Below are 16987 nucleotides of genomic sequence, written 5' to 3'. Positions count from 1 at the left end.
ATCTCTCATAAGCAGTTGGTAAGTAACACACCTTCAATTTCTTTTAGGTGAGGCAGATGGTAACGATATTTCTCAACCAGCGTGCCAGCAATAAAACTTACATCGGCAAAGCTACGATCAAACAGGCCGGAGGGTGCTGCTGCCGTGCTCAGGGTTTGGTCTGCCTTGTGGCGAACGACATCTCGCTGGTATTTCAGGATGACGTAACTGCCTGGCCTCTGCGCCAGACGGTGAGTGTATTTGTAATCAATGGTTTCATACTGGTCGGCATTTTTACCCTGCATTTCAGGTGCAGGGATATGAATCAGTTCAACCGGTACGCCTTCTGTGAAGCGTAACCCCTGGTCAGTGACACAGCCATCAGGTCGATATTTTTTTCTGCGCTCGCAGGTAATGGTTTCCATTTCTGGTGGCTGCTCAGATCCAACGCCCTGGAGGATCTCGCCAAATGCAAATTGATTCGGATTGTCGATCAACCGTTTTTCAGACTTTTCATCAAACAACTGTTGTTTAAACCAGTCCAGCTGATGTTTGAGAGATGCGTTTTCCTGTTTCAGGAACTCAGCGACAGATCTCTGTTCATGCAACAACGCCTGGAGCTGTTGCAGGTGAGAAAGCTGAGTGGCAGGCACAGGTGCTTTTTCCAAAAGAGTCATAGCGTTTGACTGTAGACACTATTCAGAATGTTTGCTGGCCGATATATCAGATTTTACATAACGCTTGTGGTAACGGACTGAGCGGGTATCAATGCCATCAATAATCATTTTAAGATCCGTTAATGCGAGTAACTGCCTGGCGACATGATCAGGATGAGAATAGAACTGCCCTTGCTCCAGGCGCTTACTCCAGATTCAGTACCTGTGATTCCGGGAAAAACATGATCAGCGTCGCATGTGGAGGATCACGCCATCCGGTAATTCGAGTTCCATATCCCACTTTCTGTTTGACTACGGCTAACACAGACAACCGAAAGCCAGTACCAGATCTCATTGAAGATTTAACCGGCTGGCTCTATGGGTATAAGGATTATATTTCAGAAAAGTTAGTGGCTTGGTTGAAAGAGAAAGGCTTAAATCTGGTAACGAAAGTGAGAAAGAACATGAAGCCAAAGGGGCTGACAGCATCATATTGATGTTTCTACACTAACAGAACGTGTACCGATGGCTTTCTGAGCGTCGAACTCACGTTAAATAAATTCGAACCAACAATAGCCATAACCTATAGTGTCGATTCCATGGCCTGTGTACAATCGAAGCTACTAATAAAGCCCCCCTGGCCCACGACTGCAAATGATGACTTATACAACCGCTCTGAGTAACAGCCTGCCCCGAAAGCTGGCAGCCATTGCTATCGCTGCGCTGATTCCTGCACTGATGACTGCCTGCTCATCACAGCCCAAAAGCCCACTTGTGCCAATCGCAAAATCGATCAAAAGCATCGATCAGCAGCTGGCCGAGGCAGCGCGACTCAGTTACCCGGAGCGAGCTACCCGGACGCTTGCCATCACCAGAGAGCTGATGAGTAAGGAACCGACCCGCACACAGCAGATTCTGGATCAAATGCCGTACCAGCAACTGCCAAAGCCAATCCAGGCAGAACTGGCGGTTCAGCAGGCTCAGATTGCCCAGATCAACAGTCAGGACTGGGCGGTGTTTGATTGGCTTGATCGCGAGGCGGTTATTGTCAGTAACAGCACCGCCATTAATGCCCGGGCGCATACTCTGAAAGCACTGGCCTATGCCAGATTTGGTGAATATCAGGCTTCCCTGGATGAGTGGCTGCTGGCTGGCCCCTACCTGACAGAAGCAGAACGTGAACCTCATTACGACAGTTTCTGGCAGACGCTCCTGCATGTCCCGGCAGAGCGGCTCGATAGCCTGTATCAACAGGAAAAGTCACAAAAACTGAAAGGCTGGCTGGCCCTGGCCTTAATCTATCAAACCGGTCGCAGCCTGGATCAGCAACTGGCCGGACTTGAACAGTGGAAGCGGGACTGGTCATCCCATCCGGCGCACAAGTATCTGCCCGGGGACTTTGAAACCCTGAAGAGCAGCTCAACCAGGCGTCCTGACAAAATCGCTCTTCTACTGCCCCTGTCCGGAAGGCTGAGCAAGGTTGGTGAAGCCCTTAGAGACGGCCTGCTGGCCTCTCACTATGAAGCCATGGGTATAGGAGAACCTCTCCCGGAACTTCAGTTTTATAATACCCGGGACACCGATATCAACGATCTGGCCACCCGGGCCATTGAGGAGGGAGCACAGCTGATTATTGGCCCTCTGAGTAAAAGCCGGGTAAAAGCGATAAACAGTGATGTTACCAACCGTATCCCGGTTCTGGCGCTGAACTATATTGAGGACGCAGCCGACCCGCTGTCCGTTGATGGCGCATCGGCAACACCGGCCGGGTATCGTGCGGGTCTCTACCAATTTGGGCTCTCGGCAGAAGATGAAGCCATTATGGCCGCTGAACGAGGCAAACTGGATGGACACAGGACGGCCATTATCATTACGCCGAACACCGAGTGGGGCAAGAAAATCAACGCCACTTTTGCTGCCCGATGGGCAGAGCTCGGCGGTGAAGTTGTCGGCTCCGGTGAATTTGACTCGCGAACCCAGTTCAGTACCCTGGTCGGCAGCCTGTTGCACACCGACCAAAGTGAAGCGAGAGCCAGACAGCTGAACCGTGTTCTGGGTGAAGACCTGGGATTTCAGGCTCGTCGACGCCAGGACGTGGACATGGTCTTTATTGGTGCCAGCCCTCAGGAAGCAAGACAGATCAAACCTGCCCTGGCCTATCAATACGCGCGCAATATTCCGGTCTATGCAACCTCCAGCGCATTTTCCGGCATCACCAATACCAGTCAGGATCAGGATATGGACGGTATTCGGGTTCCTGTTATGCCGTGGTTAATTCCCGGAACACCAGACCCACTGGAACAACAGATCAATACCCTGTGGCAACAATCCAAAGGCCAACTGGGCACACTTTACGCGCTGGGTGCCGATGCCTACAGGCTCTACCCAAGACTCCAGCAACTGGCAAACCTGCAAGGCAGCCAACTGCAGGGAATGACCGGATCATTGAGTATTGCTCCGAGTGGAAAAGTCCGTCGTGAACTCTCGTGGCAAATATTCAGGAATGGCCGACTCACGCCACTCCCTATCGTGAAGCCCAAAACCCCGGAACGTGTCACCTCTGTGAAAAACAGAGTGACCAAACCAGCAACCACCACTACTTCCGCCCTCTATGCCCTGGAAGCTCAACCTTAGTAGCAGAAAGGGTGCCGAGGCAGAAAAAAGCGCCCTGTTGTTTTTGCAGCAGCAGGGACTGACCCTTTTGCATAGAAATTTTGCCTGCAAAGCCGGTGAAGTGGATTTGATTATGCTGGACCATGCCACCCTGGTTTTTGTCGAAGTTCGCTCCCGAAGCCATGTCCAATTCGGTAATGCCGCCAGCTCAATTGACCGAACCAAGCAACAGAAAATTCGCAAGACCGCCGCCGTTTATTTGCAAAAATACCGCCAGCACAGCCACAGGATCTGTCGATTTGATGCAATATCCATTGACAATCATGACGGCACAGGGCAAAACAGCTTAAAATGGATTAAAAGTGCTTTTTAAGAAGTTATCTTAAAAGCAGAGAAATCTTCTGATCGCTGTTCAGAAGAGCGACTTCAGAAGAAAGAAAACCGGATGGTTTTCATTTCAAGGTTTCAGGCATGCATGAACGTATAACGCAACACTTTTCCGACAGCATCGACGCCAAAATCCGCTCGGCCGATACGCTCCCTCCGCTCATTGCCGACGCCGCAGAGATGATGGTTCAATCTCTGCTGAACGAGGGAAAAATCATGGCCTGTGGCAATGGCGGCGCAGCCGGCGATGCCCAGCACTTTGTTTCTGAGCTGCTTAACCGGTTTGATCGTGAACGCCCTGCACTGCCAGCCCTGTCACTTTGCGCAGACAGCCTGACCATGAGCTCCATCGCTAACGATTCCAGTTACAACGAAGTGTTCTCTAAACAGATACGGGCACTGGGTCATGAAGGTGACATACTGCTAGCCATCTCAGCCCACGGCAACTGCCCCAACATGGTTCAGGCCATACAGGCCGCCCATGACAGGAACATTCAGGTGATCGCCCTGACCGGCAAGGACGGCGGCGACATGGCGCGTCTGCTCCAGCCGGAAGAGGTGGAAATCAGGGTGCCCGACATCAGCCCACAGCGCATACAGGAAGTGCATACCCTGGTTATTCATTGCCTGTGCGATCTGATTGATGAGTTCCTGTTTTCCGCTGAATAACCTGGCAAACCTTAATTTTTCACTTTGCATGAGGGTAATCATGAAACCTATCGGCATTGCGCTCTCCACCTGTCTGCTCACCGGATTACTGGCCTTGTTAAGTGGTTGCGCCGCGCTGGTTGACTCCGTTAACGAAGAGCCTGTCAACATTGATAACAGCAAACGGACCTGGGGGTCCTGGGTAGATGACCAGACCATTGAAACCGTCACTGCCGTGAACATTAACAAGGCAGATCCGGCCCTGAGAGGGTCAAGAGTCAAGGTGATCAGCTTTAACGGTACTGTCTTGCTTATTGGCCAGGTTCCCAACGCAAACCTGAAAAGGCTGGCTGGTCAGACAGCACAGAGGGTGGAAAAGGTCCGTCAAGTCTACAATGAGCTGGAAATTGGCCCGAACGCCGATATCCTGGTGCAAAGTAACGACAGCTGGTTAACCACCAAAATCAAAACCGCAATGGTGACCAATGAAGCCGTTGTCGCTGACAGAATCAAAATCAATACAGAACAGGGAACGGTTTATCTGATGGGACTCATTACTCCCAAAATGGCACAGGAGGCCGTATCGATTGCCGCCAATACCTACGGAGTGTCTCGCGTTGTAAAGGTGTTTGAGTACGTTCAATAATCAAGAGAAATACCAATCGAACTTTCGATTGGTATGTTTTTTTGATGAGCTGGAAGCCGGTCAACACAACTGATGCCAGCTTATCGAATTGCACCGTAAGAAGCATTTTGACCAGCACGCAGTGATGAGCATTCACTGGATGAATGGATTTTTCTTTCTTTTATGGCTTTTTCTATCATTTCCACAGTTTCTTTGTCTCCGCGATTGACCAGGGCGGCACTACGAGGTGCCTTGGTGAAAGAATAACGCCCCAAGTTCAATATTTTCAATTTTTTCTCTGGGTCTGCTCCATTAGCTAATAAGAGTCTGACAATCTCATTGTTACCATTCTGAGCTGCATAAAAGAGCGGCGTGGCCCCCTTTTTAGTAGCCAGGTTAACATCAGCCCCTTTGTTGATCAGCAACCGGCTCAGCCCAACATACCCTTTTTCCGCAGCAAAAGAGAGCGGCGTGGACCCGTCTTCAGTAGCCAGGTTAACCTTAGCCCCCTTGCTAATCAGTAGCCGGGCCACCTCATCATTATCCTCCTGAACTGCAAAATAGAGCGGCGTAGTCTCCTTATAAGTAGCCACGTTAACTTCAGCCCCTTCGTCGATCAGCAGCCGGATCAGCCCAACATACCCTTTTTCCGCAGCATGAGAGAGTGGTGTGAACCCCTTTTTAGTTTTCAGGTTAACATTAGCCCCCTTGCTAATCAGTAGCCGGGCCACCTCATCATTATCTTCCTGAACTGCAAAATAGAGCGGCGTAGTCCCCTTATAAGTAGCCACGTTAACATCAGCCCCTTTGTCGATCAGCAGCCGGATCAGCTCAACATGCCCTTTTTCCGTAGCATTAGAGAGTGGTGTGAACCCCTTTTTAGTTTTCAGGTTAACATCAGCCCCTTCGTAGATCAGCAGACGGGACAGCTCAACATACCCTTTTGTCGCAGCATCATAGAGCGGCGTGTACCCTTTGTTACCAGTCTGGTTAACACAAGCCCCGTTGCCGATCAGCAGCTGGGCCAGCTCAACATGACCTGCTTGCACAGCATACCTGAGCGGCGTGAACCCATCTTTAGTGACATAGTCAACATAAGCCCCTTGATCGATCAGTAGTCGAGCCAGCTCAACATGACTTCCAGCAACTGCAATAACCAGCAAGGAAACGATATCCCCGGTTTTTTTGGATCGGTAATCCTGGTAAACAATAGATCTGTGCTTTTGCAGTTCCCTATCCAGACGGCCGAGATCACCGACCCTGCAGGCCGCCAGTGGTTCGGGCTCATTGTAGGGATTGGCATAGCTTGCTCTGGAATTGGCAGAACCGGGTTGATCAAATCGCTGATAGGAGGACAATCCAAAAAACCTGCTAATTGATTCCATAGATCACCTCATTGTCTGGTCTGGTGTAGAAAAGCGGCCTTAGCGAGAGTCCGGAGTTCCCGCCCTTCGACAGGCTCAGGACGAACGGAGTGCGGGGGCACAACAACCCGTCAAACTCATTGAAACCGTGTACCCGGAGGCTGATCATCAGCTTTAGATGCCTTTGTAGAAAAATGAAAAACAGCAACCACCGATCAACCCCAGACCAAATAGTGGACTACACGTTGGCTTAAATAGTTCTATAAAAAAAGGAAATTCAAACAGGCGGGAGATAGCCATTGAATTCTATGATAAGGCAATGCGGGAACCGGGAGGCTGTCGAAAACAGTCTCCCGAGTATCACAGCTACATGCCATTGCGGAATGTCTTGTGATCAACAACCCCACTGTCTCTGACGTGCTGTAACCCTGCTGAATACGCCTTCAACAGTTTAAGGCAGTAATCCACCCGATCCTGCAAATGTTTGTCCCCTTCAGGATCCTCTCCAGTGAACACCTGCCCGACATGACGGACAATCACATGATCAGGCAGATAACAGATACGGCAATTTTTGTAACTACTGGTACGAAGTTCCACCACAGGATAGGCCCCACCCTGCCCGGCAGAAACCGCAGTAATCAATGCGGGTTTATGGCCCAGCTCAGCGGTACCAAAGAGAAGAAAAAAGTTCTTCAACCCGGCCGGTACCATGCCGCTCCACTCCGGTGCCACGACAATCAGCGCATCCGCCTCTTGCAATTTTTGTTTCCAGGGTGCCAGTCTGGCCTGCCACTGCTCATCACCACGCCAGATAGACTCATCCCAATGGGGAAGCGGGTTGCCCGCCAGCGATAAAATCTCAACCGAGTCAAACAGAGAAAGCTCAAGCACACGGTTCGCCAAAACCTGACTGATCCGCTCACTCTGGGATTCCAATCGATGACTGCCACTGATAATTGCAAGCTTCATTTTTCTTCCTATTCTGCTTTGGACAATTGCACTGAGAACTTTAACAGAGAGTTTCAACATCCGGGTTTATTTTTTACCAATCTTGCCAGTTCGTCACTACCCCTTCCTGCACTGCTATGATTAGACCTTTCAGGTATTTTAAATAAGTAAAGTTGGCAAGGTCTCACAATGCAGGTATCAAATGGGTCAAATAATGCAGCGTCAACAGCAACGTTATTAACCGGGGTCAACACCAGCGGTACTGCTCGCACCGATACTGTTGAGACACAATTAAATCATCAGACGCCACCGTTAAATACTTCGCTGGAAAAACCGCTAACCGGCTATAAAATCGAAGAAATAAACCCTGCTTCACCCGTTCAAGCAACTTCTGAGCATGGAGCAGCATCGAGCCCTCCCCCGGAAATCGCGCAAAAAGACCTGCCGTTAGCCAGTGCGGCAAAAATAACACAACCCTCTCTGGCAGCAACCAAGCGGACTATCTTCTTTGAAGTGCTGACGGAAATCATGTACTTTCACTGTGATCATCCGGAGCAACTGGTTATTTTTGGTTCCTGTGGTATTGACCTGCTACACACTTGTATCAATGAAAATGTGAATGATATTGATATACTGTTGAATGATGAAAAAACCACCAACAATCTGCTTATTCAACTCAATCGAAGACTGCAACAAATTGTGTTTAGCGAAGATTTCCCCTGGAAAGACTGTAGCCCGAACCTCCGTCTTGTTGGTAACCAACCGTATAATGCTGAGCTATCACCTTTATCAGGGCAGTTAACCCTGTTTCATACCGGAAAACCCTGGATCAAAATTGAATGCTCGGTTAAAACCACATGGATGAAACAACTGGACCTCACCCGGGATGATTATGTCATCAAAATCCCCACCCATATAAGCACAGAGTACAAAGGTACTATTCCTGTTTTGTCGACAATGGGTTATCTGGCTCTCGACCTTTTGTCGTTGACAAAACTTCATGACAACTTAATCACAACGACAGAAGACAATCAAAAACTGAGAGTCATACTCAATAGCGCAATAACTCTTTCAAAAATAGAGAAGCACGTTTTCACCCTTTACTATCACCCAAAAAATCCGGGTTTACATAAGTCAGAACCCTTTAAGGCACTGAATAGTGGGTTTGTTGAAGCAATTACTTTAATCAGGAACATCTACTCTACTGATCAGCTATATCACAGCTTTTTTGATTCACCCTATCAGCTAAAACATTCCAGATCCCAGGAAAAAAGGGCGTTGATCAATATTCTTTCGTCCGATAAATGCAGGCATGAAACGGCCTACTCATTCAATGAACTGATGATTTTACTGAGAAATGATTTTGATCTGGAAAATACGGCAAAAGATGGCAATTGTTTTTACGCGTCCCTGGCCAGTGGACTGAATAAAAACAGAGCAGCAGCAACCAACTTCCTGAAAACCTATAATGTTCTGCTGGGCACCTCGCTCCACAATACTGCGCATGAGCAGGTTGTTATCCGTCCTGACATGGTAAGGCATATAATCCACTGCTGGATAGGCTGTGCACTCAACGCCGGATTGAGCGCCCCTGAGTACGAGGAACTGAATACTCTGATCCTTCCGGAGCCGGGCAAATCCATCCATGACCTGCTGAAGAGCCGACTCATTGCCGATCCGGCAGCTAATCCCAATGATACCGCCCACTACGGATGGAGCTCTCTATTGCACATAATGGCTATTGTCACCGGGACAACCATTATCTTGCTGAAAGTCAATCCCAAAAAACAAAATATTGAGAAACATAAGCACAGTATTCATGAAGCCAATCAATTAACGCCAAATCTGATTAAAACACTAAGGGCTAAACAGCCAGCACTGTTTAATAACGACGCGAATGATGCACGAATAACCAGTTTATTATTTATTGCTCACTCCGGAGGAGACCATTATTATTCAGCCTCACCATCGCCAGGGCTGATTAACGTTTTCAGACCCTATATTCTGGCTGAACATTATCTTATTATGCCTTTCCGGGTTAAAGAAACTGAGTGTAAACAGCCACCACATCACGCCAGTCAACCACCGGCTCATCAGCAAGCTATCACTGAAGAGACATTGGGCTCTATACACCCAAGCTTAGATGTTGTCGAACAGCAAACCGAAAGCCTACCCCCGGAAAGACCAGTAAACAGTGTTGCAGAAATAGAAACGCCATCAAAAGAAACAGCAGCCGAACCAGCGAATCCGGCAGAGACCACAGAGTCAGACCGGGAGGAACGCATCAAGAAAAAAATTCAGATCGTGTTAACCATAATATCCAACCCGAAAACCAGTAATAGCCTGAGTAAGAAAAAACTGGATAACCTGGGCGACAGTTTATTTGATGAGGTGTTAAAGGTTATTCAGGAACCCGACCAGACGAATCCGATAACGGTTGACATGAGAGCCTTTTCGGATACGACACTGTTAGCACTGGAAACAGGAAAGCGGTTAAATCACATAGAATCCATACTGTTTCTGGCACTGCATAAGATCATTCATCACTGTGACGCGAACAACCCGATATTCATGACTGAAATACTCAGGGACCTGCATACCGTCAACCGTGCATGGCACATACAAGCCCCCGTTGTACTGGCGATTCTGGCGGCCCGGACCGGATCTCCTGAAGCATTCAATCTTGCCATGCAGCCACTCTACCCGACTTTCTGCAACCAGACATATCATAAGCTGCGCTTCACTCTTCCTGCCGAGTTCGACGAGATCTACCCTGATTACAGGACCATTATTCCCCAACATATTCACAATGCTGGGCATTATATAGAAAAAAAGAATTTTTCTGCCGCTGACTGGCAAGAGATTGATCTTCATTTTCCGGTAAATGAAGAGATCAATAGCTTATTAACCCCGACACAGTTAATCAGTGATTCCCCTGAATCAGCTAAAACCGACATCACCACAATACGCTCGGCAATGCTGAACTGTGCATTCAAGGGCCATATATCCCTCCACCGAGGTGACACTCCACGGTCCCTGACGTTCTTTTTAAAATCAGCCATTGCCTACATAATGGCCACTGATAACGGGGCTGATATCAGTCATTATGAAGAGGCGGCGGGACTATCGGCTATTTATATGACCATTCGCCTGATTTCCCGTATTGATCCGCAGTGCAACCTGCAGACAGAAGCGCCTTTTCTCCATAGCTGGATGCCTCATTTTGATCTTATCCGATACCGCCTTGAGACTGCCAGCCTGAAAACATTGCTCTATGCCATCAAGGCTCAACGAGCTACCGAATCACTATGGACTCACAGCTGGTTTACCTACGCCTACAGCAAAACAGCCACACTGATGGGGCAGACACTGCCTGAGTCTTTTGAGACGTTTAAGTCGTTAATGGATCACCAGACAAAATGCCTGTTTGATCATGGCAGGCCCATTCAGGAACTCCCGACCCACAATGCCAGGCAAAAACCCGATACGACAGACACAACCTCTCTCGTCGCCAGAAACAGTAAGGAATACAGACTGGCCAGCGCCAGTGGTAATAAAACCCAGTGTGCAGACCCGGTATTGCAGGCAAAGTACAAAATCAGCGAGAAACTGGAAGCAAAAAAACAAACCAGAAAAGCGGTAGAGATTGTTCGAACCCTGAAACAACGTGTTGACACTTTGTCAGCTGACTTTATTAAGTTATATCAGGATGCCAATCCCAGAAAAGCAAGAAACGCTACCAATATTTATGTCCGGGCCATTCTGTTACTTGACCAGAGCATTGAACTGGCCACCCGGGATATCCCCATCATTACCCGCGAACTCGAAAACGCCTCCAAAAACAGGGCAAAAAACAATTTTCTGGAAAAAACCAAAATGCAAGAAGCCATGTTAACCTACAACACGCTGTTCGGTTTTGCTGCACTGGCTCATATTAAAGAAGAGCTACTGTTTGAACAGGAGGTGACGCAGAAATTAGTAGAATTTCACAATACCCTGCTTACCAAAGAGTCAACAGAATACATTACCGTCAAAGAACATCATAAGCTGGAAAAACTGGTAGCCAACTTCATCGAATTGCTGGACCCATTACAGCACGCCGATATATCAGAACAATTCTTAAAAAACATGGTATTGATATTGGTTTCCTGTAAGCGCCTTGTTGCAAACTTTATAAGCGATAGAAATGTCGCCCCCATACAAGCTCTGATCAAACAGTGGATAGCCCATTGCCACGATGAAAGCAATCTGCTGGAGACACTGGAGCTGATCATTACACTGGACTTGAGAGACTATGAATTCATCACACAGTTTAACCCTCTTATTGATACAATATTGCTGAAAATTCAGTACTTAACTGCAAAACAAGACGATAGTTATGATCAAGAGGATCAACTGATTCTCTACCAAAATGTTGAAAAAATATTGAAAAAATTTAATTCAACCGAGCAAATCAATTTTTACCAGTCCATCTGGTCACCCCAATTAGAAAGACTCAAAAAAATGACCAGTCAGGAGCTGGAGATTAAAAATGCCAAAGCAGAAAAGTATTGGAATATTTTAATCAAAGAAGAGCAGGAAAATAATGCCAGGGAACAGAAAAAATTAGAATCCATTATCAATCGCAAACTGTCAACAATAGCCTCAGGACAAAAGAACCAAAACACTGTGGAACCCGATGAATCTGACAGCGAAGAATCCACCTCAGGGGAAAATCATCAACCACCCTGCAGTGCCAGTAGTGATCACGTTGATGAAGACATCGCTTCTCTGGACATCGAAATTGGCTCACAGGATTCACTGAACATGGCATGGCGACATTTTGGGAGTGGTCAGCTATCACAGGCCAATACCCTTGTATTGGAGATGCTTAATAACCCGCCGGACGACTCACTATTGATTGTTCAGATAAAGTCGTTACGATCCGAGATACTGATTAAGCAATTTTTTGATGTCGTACTTCAGGGTATGCAGAGAAGCCGGGGTATTTTAGTGTGCTCCACTGACTATCTGAAAAAAGTGGAAGCCGATCTGGCCAGACAAAAAGAGCGGTCAAAAATCGATAAAAATACAAAAATCACTGTACAAAAACAGCCGATACGGAATCTCAGTGATAAAGTCTTTGAACTGGCAACATTATTCTCAACACATCAACAAATACTGCAAGATGCGTTTACGCTACAAAAAGAGATCATCGATGTACTGCAACTATTCACCTTCGACAGTGATCAGGAAACACAGGATTTATCACTGATCAAATGTGACCTTGAACTGATTATCCAGGCACAGGATCGTATTACCTGCTTTGTATCCAATATAAAAACAGCCAGTGAAAATCTGATAGAGCTCCTTAACTGCCGAAGGCAACTGCTGGCGCTTATCAAGGAAGTAATGGCCAGGAAATCAATTTCAGGTCAGCCCGGTTTGCCAGCCACCGGCTATGACGCCTCGAAAAACAGGCCATCTGGTGCGAAAAGTCTTAATGCAGCCCCGGAAGAAACCCTGCCCGAAAATTCCATCACTGAAATCCGCAACAAAATGGAAACGCTTGCCCAGGCGATGGAAAATTTCAAAGGTCGCCTGCTTAGGCCGCAACAGAGAAATTTTGTACAAAGGCTAATCGGAGCATCATGACAAAGAGCCGCATAGCGGCTCTTTGGATCAGAAACGGGCTACTTAACCACTTTTAAATGAGAACGCCCCGGCTTTTTCGGTGGTTGAGGAGGCTCATCATCCGGCACTTCTGCCTGAATCTCTTCCACCTCTTCCTCAATGGGTTCCGCCTCAAAGACCATTCCCTGACCATTCTCCTGGGCATAAATAGCCATCAATGCCGAAACAGGTACGGTAATCGTCAGGGCGCGACCACCGAAACGGCCGTCAAACATGATGTAATCATTACCAATATTCAGAGCCCGTACCGCGGTTGGCGAGATGTTCAGAACGATCTGACCATCCTTGACGAACTCCTGGGGCACCTCAACGCCACGGCGATAGGCATCCACCAGAATATAGGGTGTGCAATCATTATCAAGAATCCATTCATACAGTGCTCTGGCAATATACGAACGGCTACTGGTCATTGTCATAACAGCCTCCGGACAAACACTTCACGCCGCCAGCCAGGTTACTCACGCATTTCCTTTTCGATTTCAGAAAGGCTTTCCTGGAACGACTCACGCTCAAATAAACGCTCAGCATAGTCCAGAATAGACTTACCCTGTTTCGGCAGCTCAACACCCAGCAACGGCAGACGCCAGAGAATCGGTGCCACACAGCAGTCCACCAGGGTAAACTCTTCGCTCATGAAGAACGGCATTTCAGCAAAAACAGGCTCAACCGCCAACAGACTCTCCCGCAACTCTTTACGAGCACGGGCCGCAGGTGTCTCCTTGGTTTTGGGATCCAGAATAGTATCCACCAGGACACACCAGTCTTTCTGAATGCGGTGCATGATCAGTCGGCTCTGGGCGCGGCTGACTGGATAAACCGGCAGCAGCGGTGGATGTGGGAAACGTTCGTCCAGATATTCCATCATGACGTTTGGTTCATAAAGAACCAGTTCCCGGTCAACCAGCGTAGGAACGTTGTTGTAGGGGTTCAGATCGGAAAGCTCCCGAGGAAGGTTTTCCGGATTTACATTCTGAACGTCAACCGCAACGCCCTTTTCTGCCAGCACAATACGAACCCGGTGACAGTAATGGTCAGCTGGATCCGAGAAAAAAATCATGGATGACTTTTTGGCAACTACAGCCATGAAGTACCCCCGCCTTCATGCAAAGGATGAGAGAGTTCGGCAACAATCCCGGCCATGACAATAGCCGGAGAATGACCACAGGCTACCGCATAACGGGTAAAACAGCCGCCCGCGAAATAACGCACTATCATAGCAAACTTTGTACCTGCCATAATAGTCCCAGCAACGCAAATACTTACTTTATTCCTGTTGTTATTTTGGCAGAGTGTCACTGACAAGCACATAACCGCGATGGACATTGCCATCCCTGGCTGCCATTGCCTGAAATAATAGATCACTGGAAACCCATACCCAATTATAAGTAGCTGGCCATATGGAATCATATATTTCTGGCTACTTGGGCAGGTGCTATGCGAGGCACAACGGAGGGAGCATAGCCGTAGCTATGTGACCGGAGTTGTAACGAAGCAGAGTGCCTGAACAAGGAGTCAGAAATATATGATTTCATATGGTTAGCTACTTACTTTGCCGGGGCTACATCAATGACCAGAAAAGAATCCGATGGTTTGTGATAAGCACCTGCAGGAGAGATATGGCCACCGGGCTCCTGACCGAAAACCTCACGGGCATAATTGATAATGATGTATTGGTCAGTTTTTTTTCAAAGCTTCAATTAACTTCTGTTCAGAATTCCGAGAAAAACAACCTGATCTTTCGCCACAGGAAATTATCTTTTAGTGTGGTAATTCATAAGAAACTTTTTGGGAATAATTAAGTCAGATATTTTGTCTGCCCGCAGCCAAAATTATTGCTAATAAAAATTATGGATCGTAAGTAACAAATAATCTGAGGATAATAAGGTATATGAATGTCTCTCATGCTAGGTCTTTTACGGTGACAACAGAACCTGAGGCTCACCGGTTATGTGACTACACCCTTAATTGTGAGCGAATTAAACAAGATCGCTTTGCGTGTGGCATCACTACACCGTTGGCTGCCGGTGGAGGTGCTGCTATTGGTGGTGTTGTAGGCTATAATACTGCAGGCACAATTGCCAGCACTGTCATTGGTGTCTTCGGCGGCCTGTCTGTTGGCGTTTGCTTTTCTTTCTCCGTGTGTCTTTGTGTAAATTGCTGCTCCGATGACTGCGATTACATTAAGCTTCGTGATCGAGAAATCACCACCTCCACCGAACTGGCCCCTCTTGCAGTTGGGCAGCAACATAAACAGGAACCACTATCGGCTGAACCTCCGCATTACCCGGGAATTGGTTGCAACCCTACAGAGTCTGTTCGGTTCCTGTCAGAACCACCTCCGCCTTACTCGGGAACTGGTTCCATCCGCACAGCACCAGTTCAGTCACAGCCAGGACTGTACTCTTCTCCTCCATCGCCAAGCATCGGTAATGTTTGCTCCATTCACCCCACTACTTATGCTATCTCTGAAATCGTTAGTGGTAGATCAACCTCGGAAGTAGCGTCCGGTGCCTACAGGCTGACTTCTGGCGGCTCAACCTCTCTGGGTTTACCGGGCTTCGGCTTTTGGTAATTAATAATGGGGGCTTTCGCAGGTTGGCTGATGAAAAGTGAGGGGCTAATAACAGTGTCGAGTAATCTATGATTATCTTGGTTAATTTGAACAGATCAAAAAAAACCAGTGTCAAAAATCAGGGTCAGGTCCTTCATTATGGACAACAATTGACGTTTTAGTGATAAGTAAAGATATCCGCACAATGAAAGACTTGGCCCCAGCTTACTATGACAAAAAGTAAATATTAAAACGGCTTCAGCACTCGAATAACTGAAATTGTTGACCCGGCGATTAAGTCAGGTCACAGCCATTTAAAACAAGCTTCGTGAATGATAAGGAGGATAAAAGCGGCCAATTATGATAGTTCGATACCAAGAGCTGCTTTGAATAAGGCTTCTATTCTCGCTTTAGCCTGATTATCCCCGCAACGAAAAGAAGGAATATCTAAATCATCCATTAATAGTTCTTTTGCATTCTTTGGGTTATCCGCTGCTCGATAATCATCAACATTCAGACATGCGTTAGAAGCGTACGGATCAAGATCCTTAAAACGGTCACATTTGTTGTTTACGTTAATTAACTCCTGCTGAACATATGTTTCAACAAGATTACGCAAAAAGATCAAGTTTCTTCGTGTAACCTCTTTCAACACGTCCCTACCATGGGATATACAACTTGAAATTTCAGCAATTTTGCTATCCATATCTGGATATTTCTGTTGTATTTTCTGTCGCGTCTTCTCTGCAACTGATACACTGCCAGAAGAAGTCTCTTGAGTCACTGATCCGCGAGATAAGCAGTAGTTTTGACTGTGCCGAGCATTATGTGCCTTGATCAAATAATCGAGCAAATTTTTGCTCTGTAATTCCGTGGCATATCCACCTTTGGATTCAATAAATCGGCTAACCTCTGGACCTAATGTCTCTGCCATAACAGCTTCATAGGCAGGCGGTAAGCTTGAAGCGTTACTTAAATTAGATACATTCATAATTTACCGCTTTAAATTAAATATTCGATTTATAGGACAGGGTATGCTAGGAATAGTTCCTCATACATAAGCACTAAATCATATGCTTTCGAATAGAATAACTAACCAATTGATAACTGCTTCCTGAACCTCCTGATGTACTTCTGCCTGACTGCGGCTGCTGCCATCATCCGTGGTCATGGTCTGGCTCAGGATCACTTTGCTGATGGCCTTGTCCATTCGCTGGCGAAGGGCATCATAGTCAGCGGTGCCCGATCTGGCCGCTTCGATCAACTCAATAATGACGTTATCGGGAATCACTACACCGCTGTCGCTTTGTATGGGATCCAGTGCCTGCAGTGCTTTCTCTCGCTCAATGGGGTCTTGAGCCTGCCCGGGAGTGAGGTAGAGAAAAAGCTTGTCCAAAATTGTTTGATATTGGAAAAATTTTCGGGCAACTTGTTACGCAGCCTCGGAAAGTTGTTGTGCAAGAATATAGAGCACCTTTTCTGACTGGGTTAGCTGCTGCGAGAGTGGTCAAAAAACAGTCGATATCAGTAAAGCTGTCTGACC

The 16987-nt window shown here is 47.3% G+C and carries 15 protein-coding genes and 1 pseudogene; 7 read left to right on the top strand and 9 right to left on the bottom strand.

All coding sequences use genetic code 11. The features are described 5' to 3' along the window. Positions 1-5 precede the first annotated feature (5 nt). Positions 6-656 carry a hypothetical protein gene (locus tag ACO6VE_RS10455; protein WP_422450911.1) on the bottom strand — a complete coding sequence of 217 codons (651 nt, stop codon included), beginning with the start codon at positions 654-656 and terminating at the stop codon, positions 6-8. A 278-nt stretch (positions 657-934) separates the two neighbouring features. Between ACO6VE_RS10455 and ACO6VE_RS10450 the strand changes: the two are divergent. From ACO6VE_RS10450 to ACO6VE_RS10430, 5 genes and pseudogenes are all read left to right on the top strand, one after another. Further along, positions 935-1123: pseudogene (locus ACO6VE_RS10450) on the top strand (transposase); the annotation flags it as partial. A 166-nt stretch (positions 1124-1289) separates the two neighbouring features. Then, on the top strand, positions 1290-3269 hold the full coding sequence (locus ACO6VE_RS10445) for a penicillin-binding protein activator (RefSeq protein WP_422461189.1): 1980 nt from the start codon (positions 1290-1292) through the stop codon (positions 3267-3269). Then, positions 3247-3621: a YraN family protein gene (locus ACO6VE_RS10440; protein WP_209201170.1), complete on the top strand. Its 375-nt coding sequence runs from the start codon at positions 3247-3249 to the stop codon at positions 3619-3621. Before ACO6VE_RS10445 ends, ACO6VE_RS10440 begins: the two co-directional genes overlap by 23 nt. 98 nt (positions 3622-3719) lie before the next feature. After that, on the top strand, positions 3720-4304 hold the full coding sequence (locus tag ACO6VE_RS10435) for a phosphoheptose isomerase (RefSeq protein ID WP_422461187.1): 585 nt from the start codon (positions 3720-3722) through the stop codon (positions 4302-4304). Between the two features lie 40 nt (positions 4305-4344). Further along, the gene (locus tag ACO6VE_RS10430; protein ID WP_422461185.1) at positions 4345-4929 is read left to right on the top strand and encodes a BON domain-containing protein; all 585 of its coding nucleotides are present in this window, start codon (positions 4345-4347) and stop codon (positions 4927-4929) included. 80 nt (positions 4930-5009) lie between these two features. On the opposite strand, the gene ACO6VE_RS10425 is transcribed toward ACO6VE_RS10430, so the two are convergent. Next, positions 5010-6293, bottom strand: a complete 1284-nt coding sequence (locus tag ACO6VE_RS10425; RefSeq protein ID WP_422461183.1) for an ankyrin repeat domain-containing protein — start codon at positions 6291-6293, stop codon at positions 5010-5012. Between the two features lie 345 nt (positions 6294-6638). Further along, the gene (locus ACO6VE_RS10420; RefSeq protein WP_422450900.1) at positions 6639-7241 is read right to left on the bottom strand and encodes an NADPH-dependent FMN reductase; all 603 of its coding nucleotides are present in this window, start codon (positions 7239-7241) and stop codon (positions 6639-6641) included. A 168-nt stretch (positions 7242-7409) separates the two neighbouring features. On the opposite strand from ACO6VE_RS10420, the gene ACO6VE_RS10415 reads away from it, so the two are divergent. Beyond that, positions 7410-12854, top strand: coding sequence for a hypothetical protein (locus tag ACO6VE_RS10415; RefSeq protein ID WP_422461181.1), 5445 nt, complete (start codon positions 7410-7412; stop codon positions 12852-12854). Positions 12855-12892: 38 nt separating this feature from the next. Here ACO6VE_RS10415 and ACO6VE_RS10410 read toward each other — a convergent pair whose 3' ends face one another. The 4 genes from ACO6VE_RS10410 to ACO6VE_RS10395 all read right to left on the bottom strand — a co-directional run bounded on the left by ACO6VE_RS10410 (position 12893) and on the right by ACO6VE_RS10395 (position 14560). Beyond that, entirely contained in the window at positions 12893-13309 is a 417-nt protein-coding gene (locus ACO6VE_RS10410; RefSeq protein WP_422450896.1) for a ClpXP protease specificity-enhancing factor, read from the bottom strand. Positions 13310-13347: 38 nt separating this feature from the next. Then, on the bottom strand, positions 13348-13977 hold the full coding sequence (locus ACO6VE_RS10405) for a glutathione S-transferase N-terminal domain-containing protein (RefSeq protein ID WP_422450894.1): 630 nt from the start codon (positions 13975-13977) through the stop codon (positions 13348-13350). Continuing rightward, positions 13968-14129, bottom strand: a complete 162-nt coding sequence (locus ACO6VE_RS10400) for a hypothetical protein (RefSeq protein WP_422450892.1) — start codon at positions 14127-14129, stop codon at positions 13968-13970. The genes ACO6VE_RS10405 and ACO6VE_RS10400 overlap by 10 nt, the downstream gene beginning before the upstream one ends. Before the next feature lie 308 nt (positions 14130-14437). Then, positions 14438-14560: a phytochelatin synthase family protein gene (locus tag ACO6VE_RS10395; RefSeq protein ID WP_422451121.1), complete on the bottom strand. Its 123-nt coding sequence runs from the start codon at positions 14558-14560 to the stop codon at positions 14438-14440. Positions 14561-14811: 251 nt separating this feature from the next. Here ACO6VE_RS10395 and ACO6VE_RS10390 point away from each other — a divergent pair, with 251 nt between their 5' ends. Further along, positions 14812-15465, top strand: coding sequence for a hypothetical protein (locus tag ACO6VE_RS10390; protein ID WP_422461179.1), 654 nt, complete (start codon positions 14812-14814; stop codon positions 15463-15465). A gap of 337 nt (positions 15466-15802) precedes the next feature. On the opposite strand, the gene ACO6VE_RS10385 is transcribed toward ACO6VE_RS10390, so the two are convergent. Together ACO6VE_RS10385 and ACO6VE_RS10380 are read right to left on the bottom strand one after the other, a co-directional pair. Continuing rightward, positions 15803-16435, bottom strand: coding sequence for a hypothetical protein (locus ACO6VE_RS10385; RefSeq protein WP_422450891.1), 633 nt, complete (start codon positions 16433-16435; stop codon positions 15803-15805). 78 nt (positions 16436-16513) lie between these two features. Next, positions 16514-16840 carry a phage portal protein family protein gene (locus ACO6VE_RS10380; RefSeq protein WP_422450890.1) on the bottom strand — a complete coding sequence of 109 codons (327 nt, stop codon included), beginning with the start codon at positions 16838-16840 and terminating at the stop codon, positions 16514-16516. Positions 16841-16987: the final 147 nt, after the last annotated feature.

This window comes from Endozoicomonas sp. ALB115, assembly GCF_049310245.1.
In the GTDB taxonomy this organism is placed as follows: domain Bacteria; phylum Pseudomonadota; class Gammaproteobacteria; order Pseudomonadales; family Endozoicomonadaceae; genus Endozoicomonas.
Note: the sequence above shows the minus strand (reverse complement) of the source record. Positions and strands in the feature narration are given on the sequence as shown.

Coding starts and splice junctions, on each gene's coding strand:
- ACO6VE_RS10410 (WP_422450896.1), bottom strand. CDS start 13,309: ATGACAATGACCAGTAGCCGTTCGTATATTGCCAGAGCACTGTATGAA.
- ACO6VE_RS10425 (WP_422461183.1), bottom strand. CDS start 6,293: ATGGAATCAATTAGCAGGTTTTTTGGATTGTCCTCCTATCAGCGATTT.
- ACO6VE_RS10385 (WP_422450891.1), bottom strand. CDS start 16,435: ATGAATGTATCTAATTTAAGTAACGCTTCAAGCTTACCGCCTGCCTAT.
- ACO6VE_RS10440 (WP_209201170.1), top strand. CDS start 3,247: ATGCCCTGGAAGCTCAACCTTAGTAGCAGAAAGGGTGCCGAGGCAGAA.
- ACO6VE_RS10455 (WP_422450911.1), bottom strand. CDS start 656: ATGACTCTTTTGGAAAAAGCACCTGTGCCTGCCACTCAGCTTTCTCAC.
- ACO6VE_RS10445 (WP_422461189.1), top strand. CDS start 1,290: ATGATGACTTATACAACCGCTCTGAGTAACAGCCTGCCCCGAAAGCTG.
- ACO6VE_RS10420 (WP_422450900.1), bottom strand. CDS start 7,241: ATGAAGCTTGCAATTATCAGTGGCAGTCATCGATTGGAATCCCAGAGT.
- ACO6VE_RS10400 (WP_422450892.1), bottom strand. CDS start 14,129: ATGGCAGGTACAAAGTTTGCTATGATAGTGCGTTATTTCGCGGGCGGC.
- ACO6VE_RS10430 (WP_422461185.1), top strand. CDS start 4,345: ATGAAACCTATCGGCATTGCGCTCTCCACCTGTCTGCTCACCGGATTA.
- ACO6VE_RS10435 (WP_422461187.1), top strand. CDS start 3,720: ATGCATGAACGTATAACGCAACACTTTTCCGACAGCATCGACGCCAAA.
- ACO6VE_RS10405 (WP_422450894.1), bottom strand. CDS start 13,977: ATGGCTGTAGTTGCCAAAAAGTCATCCATGATTTTTTTCTCGGATCCA.
- ACO6VE_RS10415 (WP_422461181.1), top strand. CDS start 7,410: ATGCAGGTATCAAATGGGTCAAATAATGCAGCGTCAACAGCAACGTTA.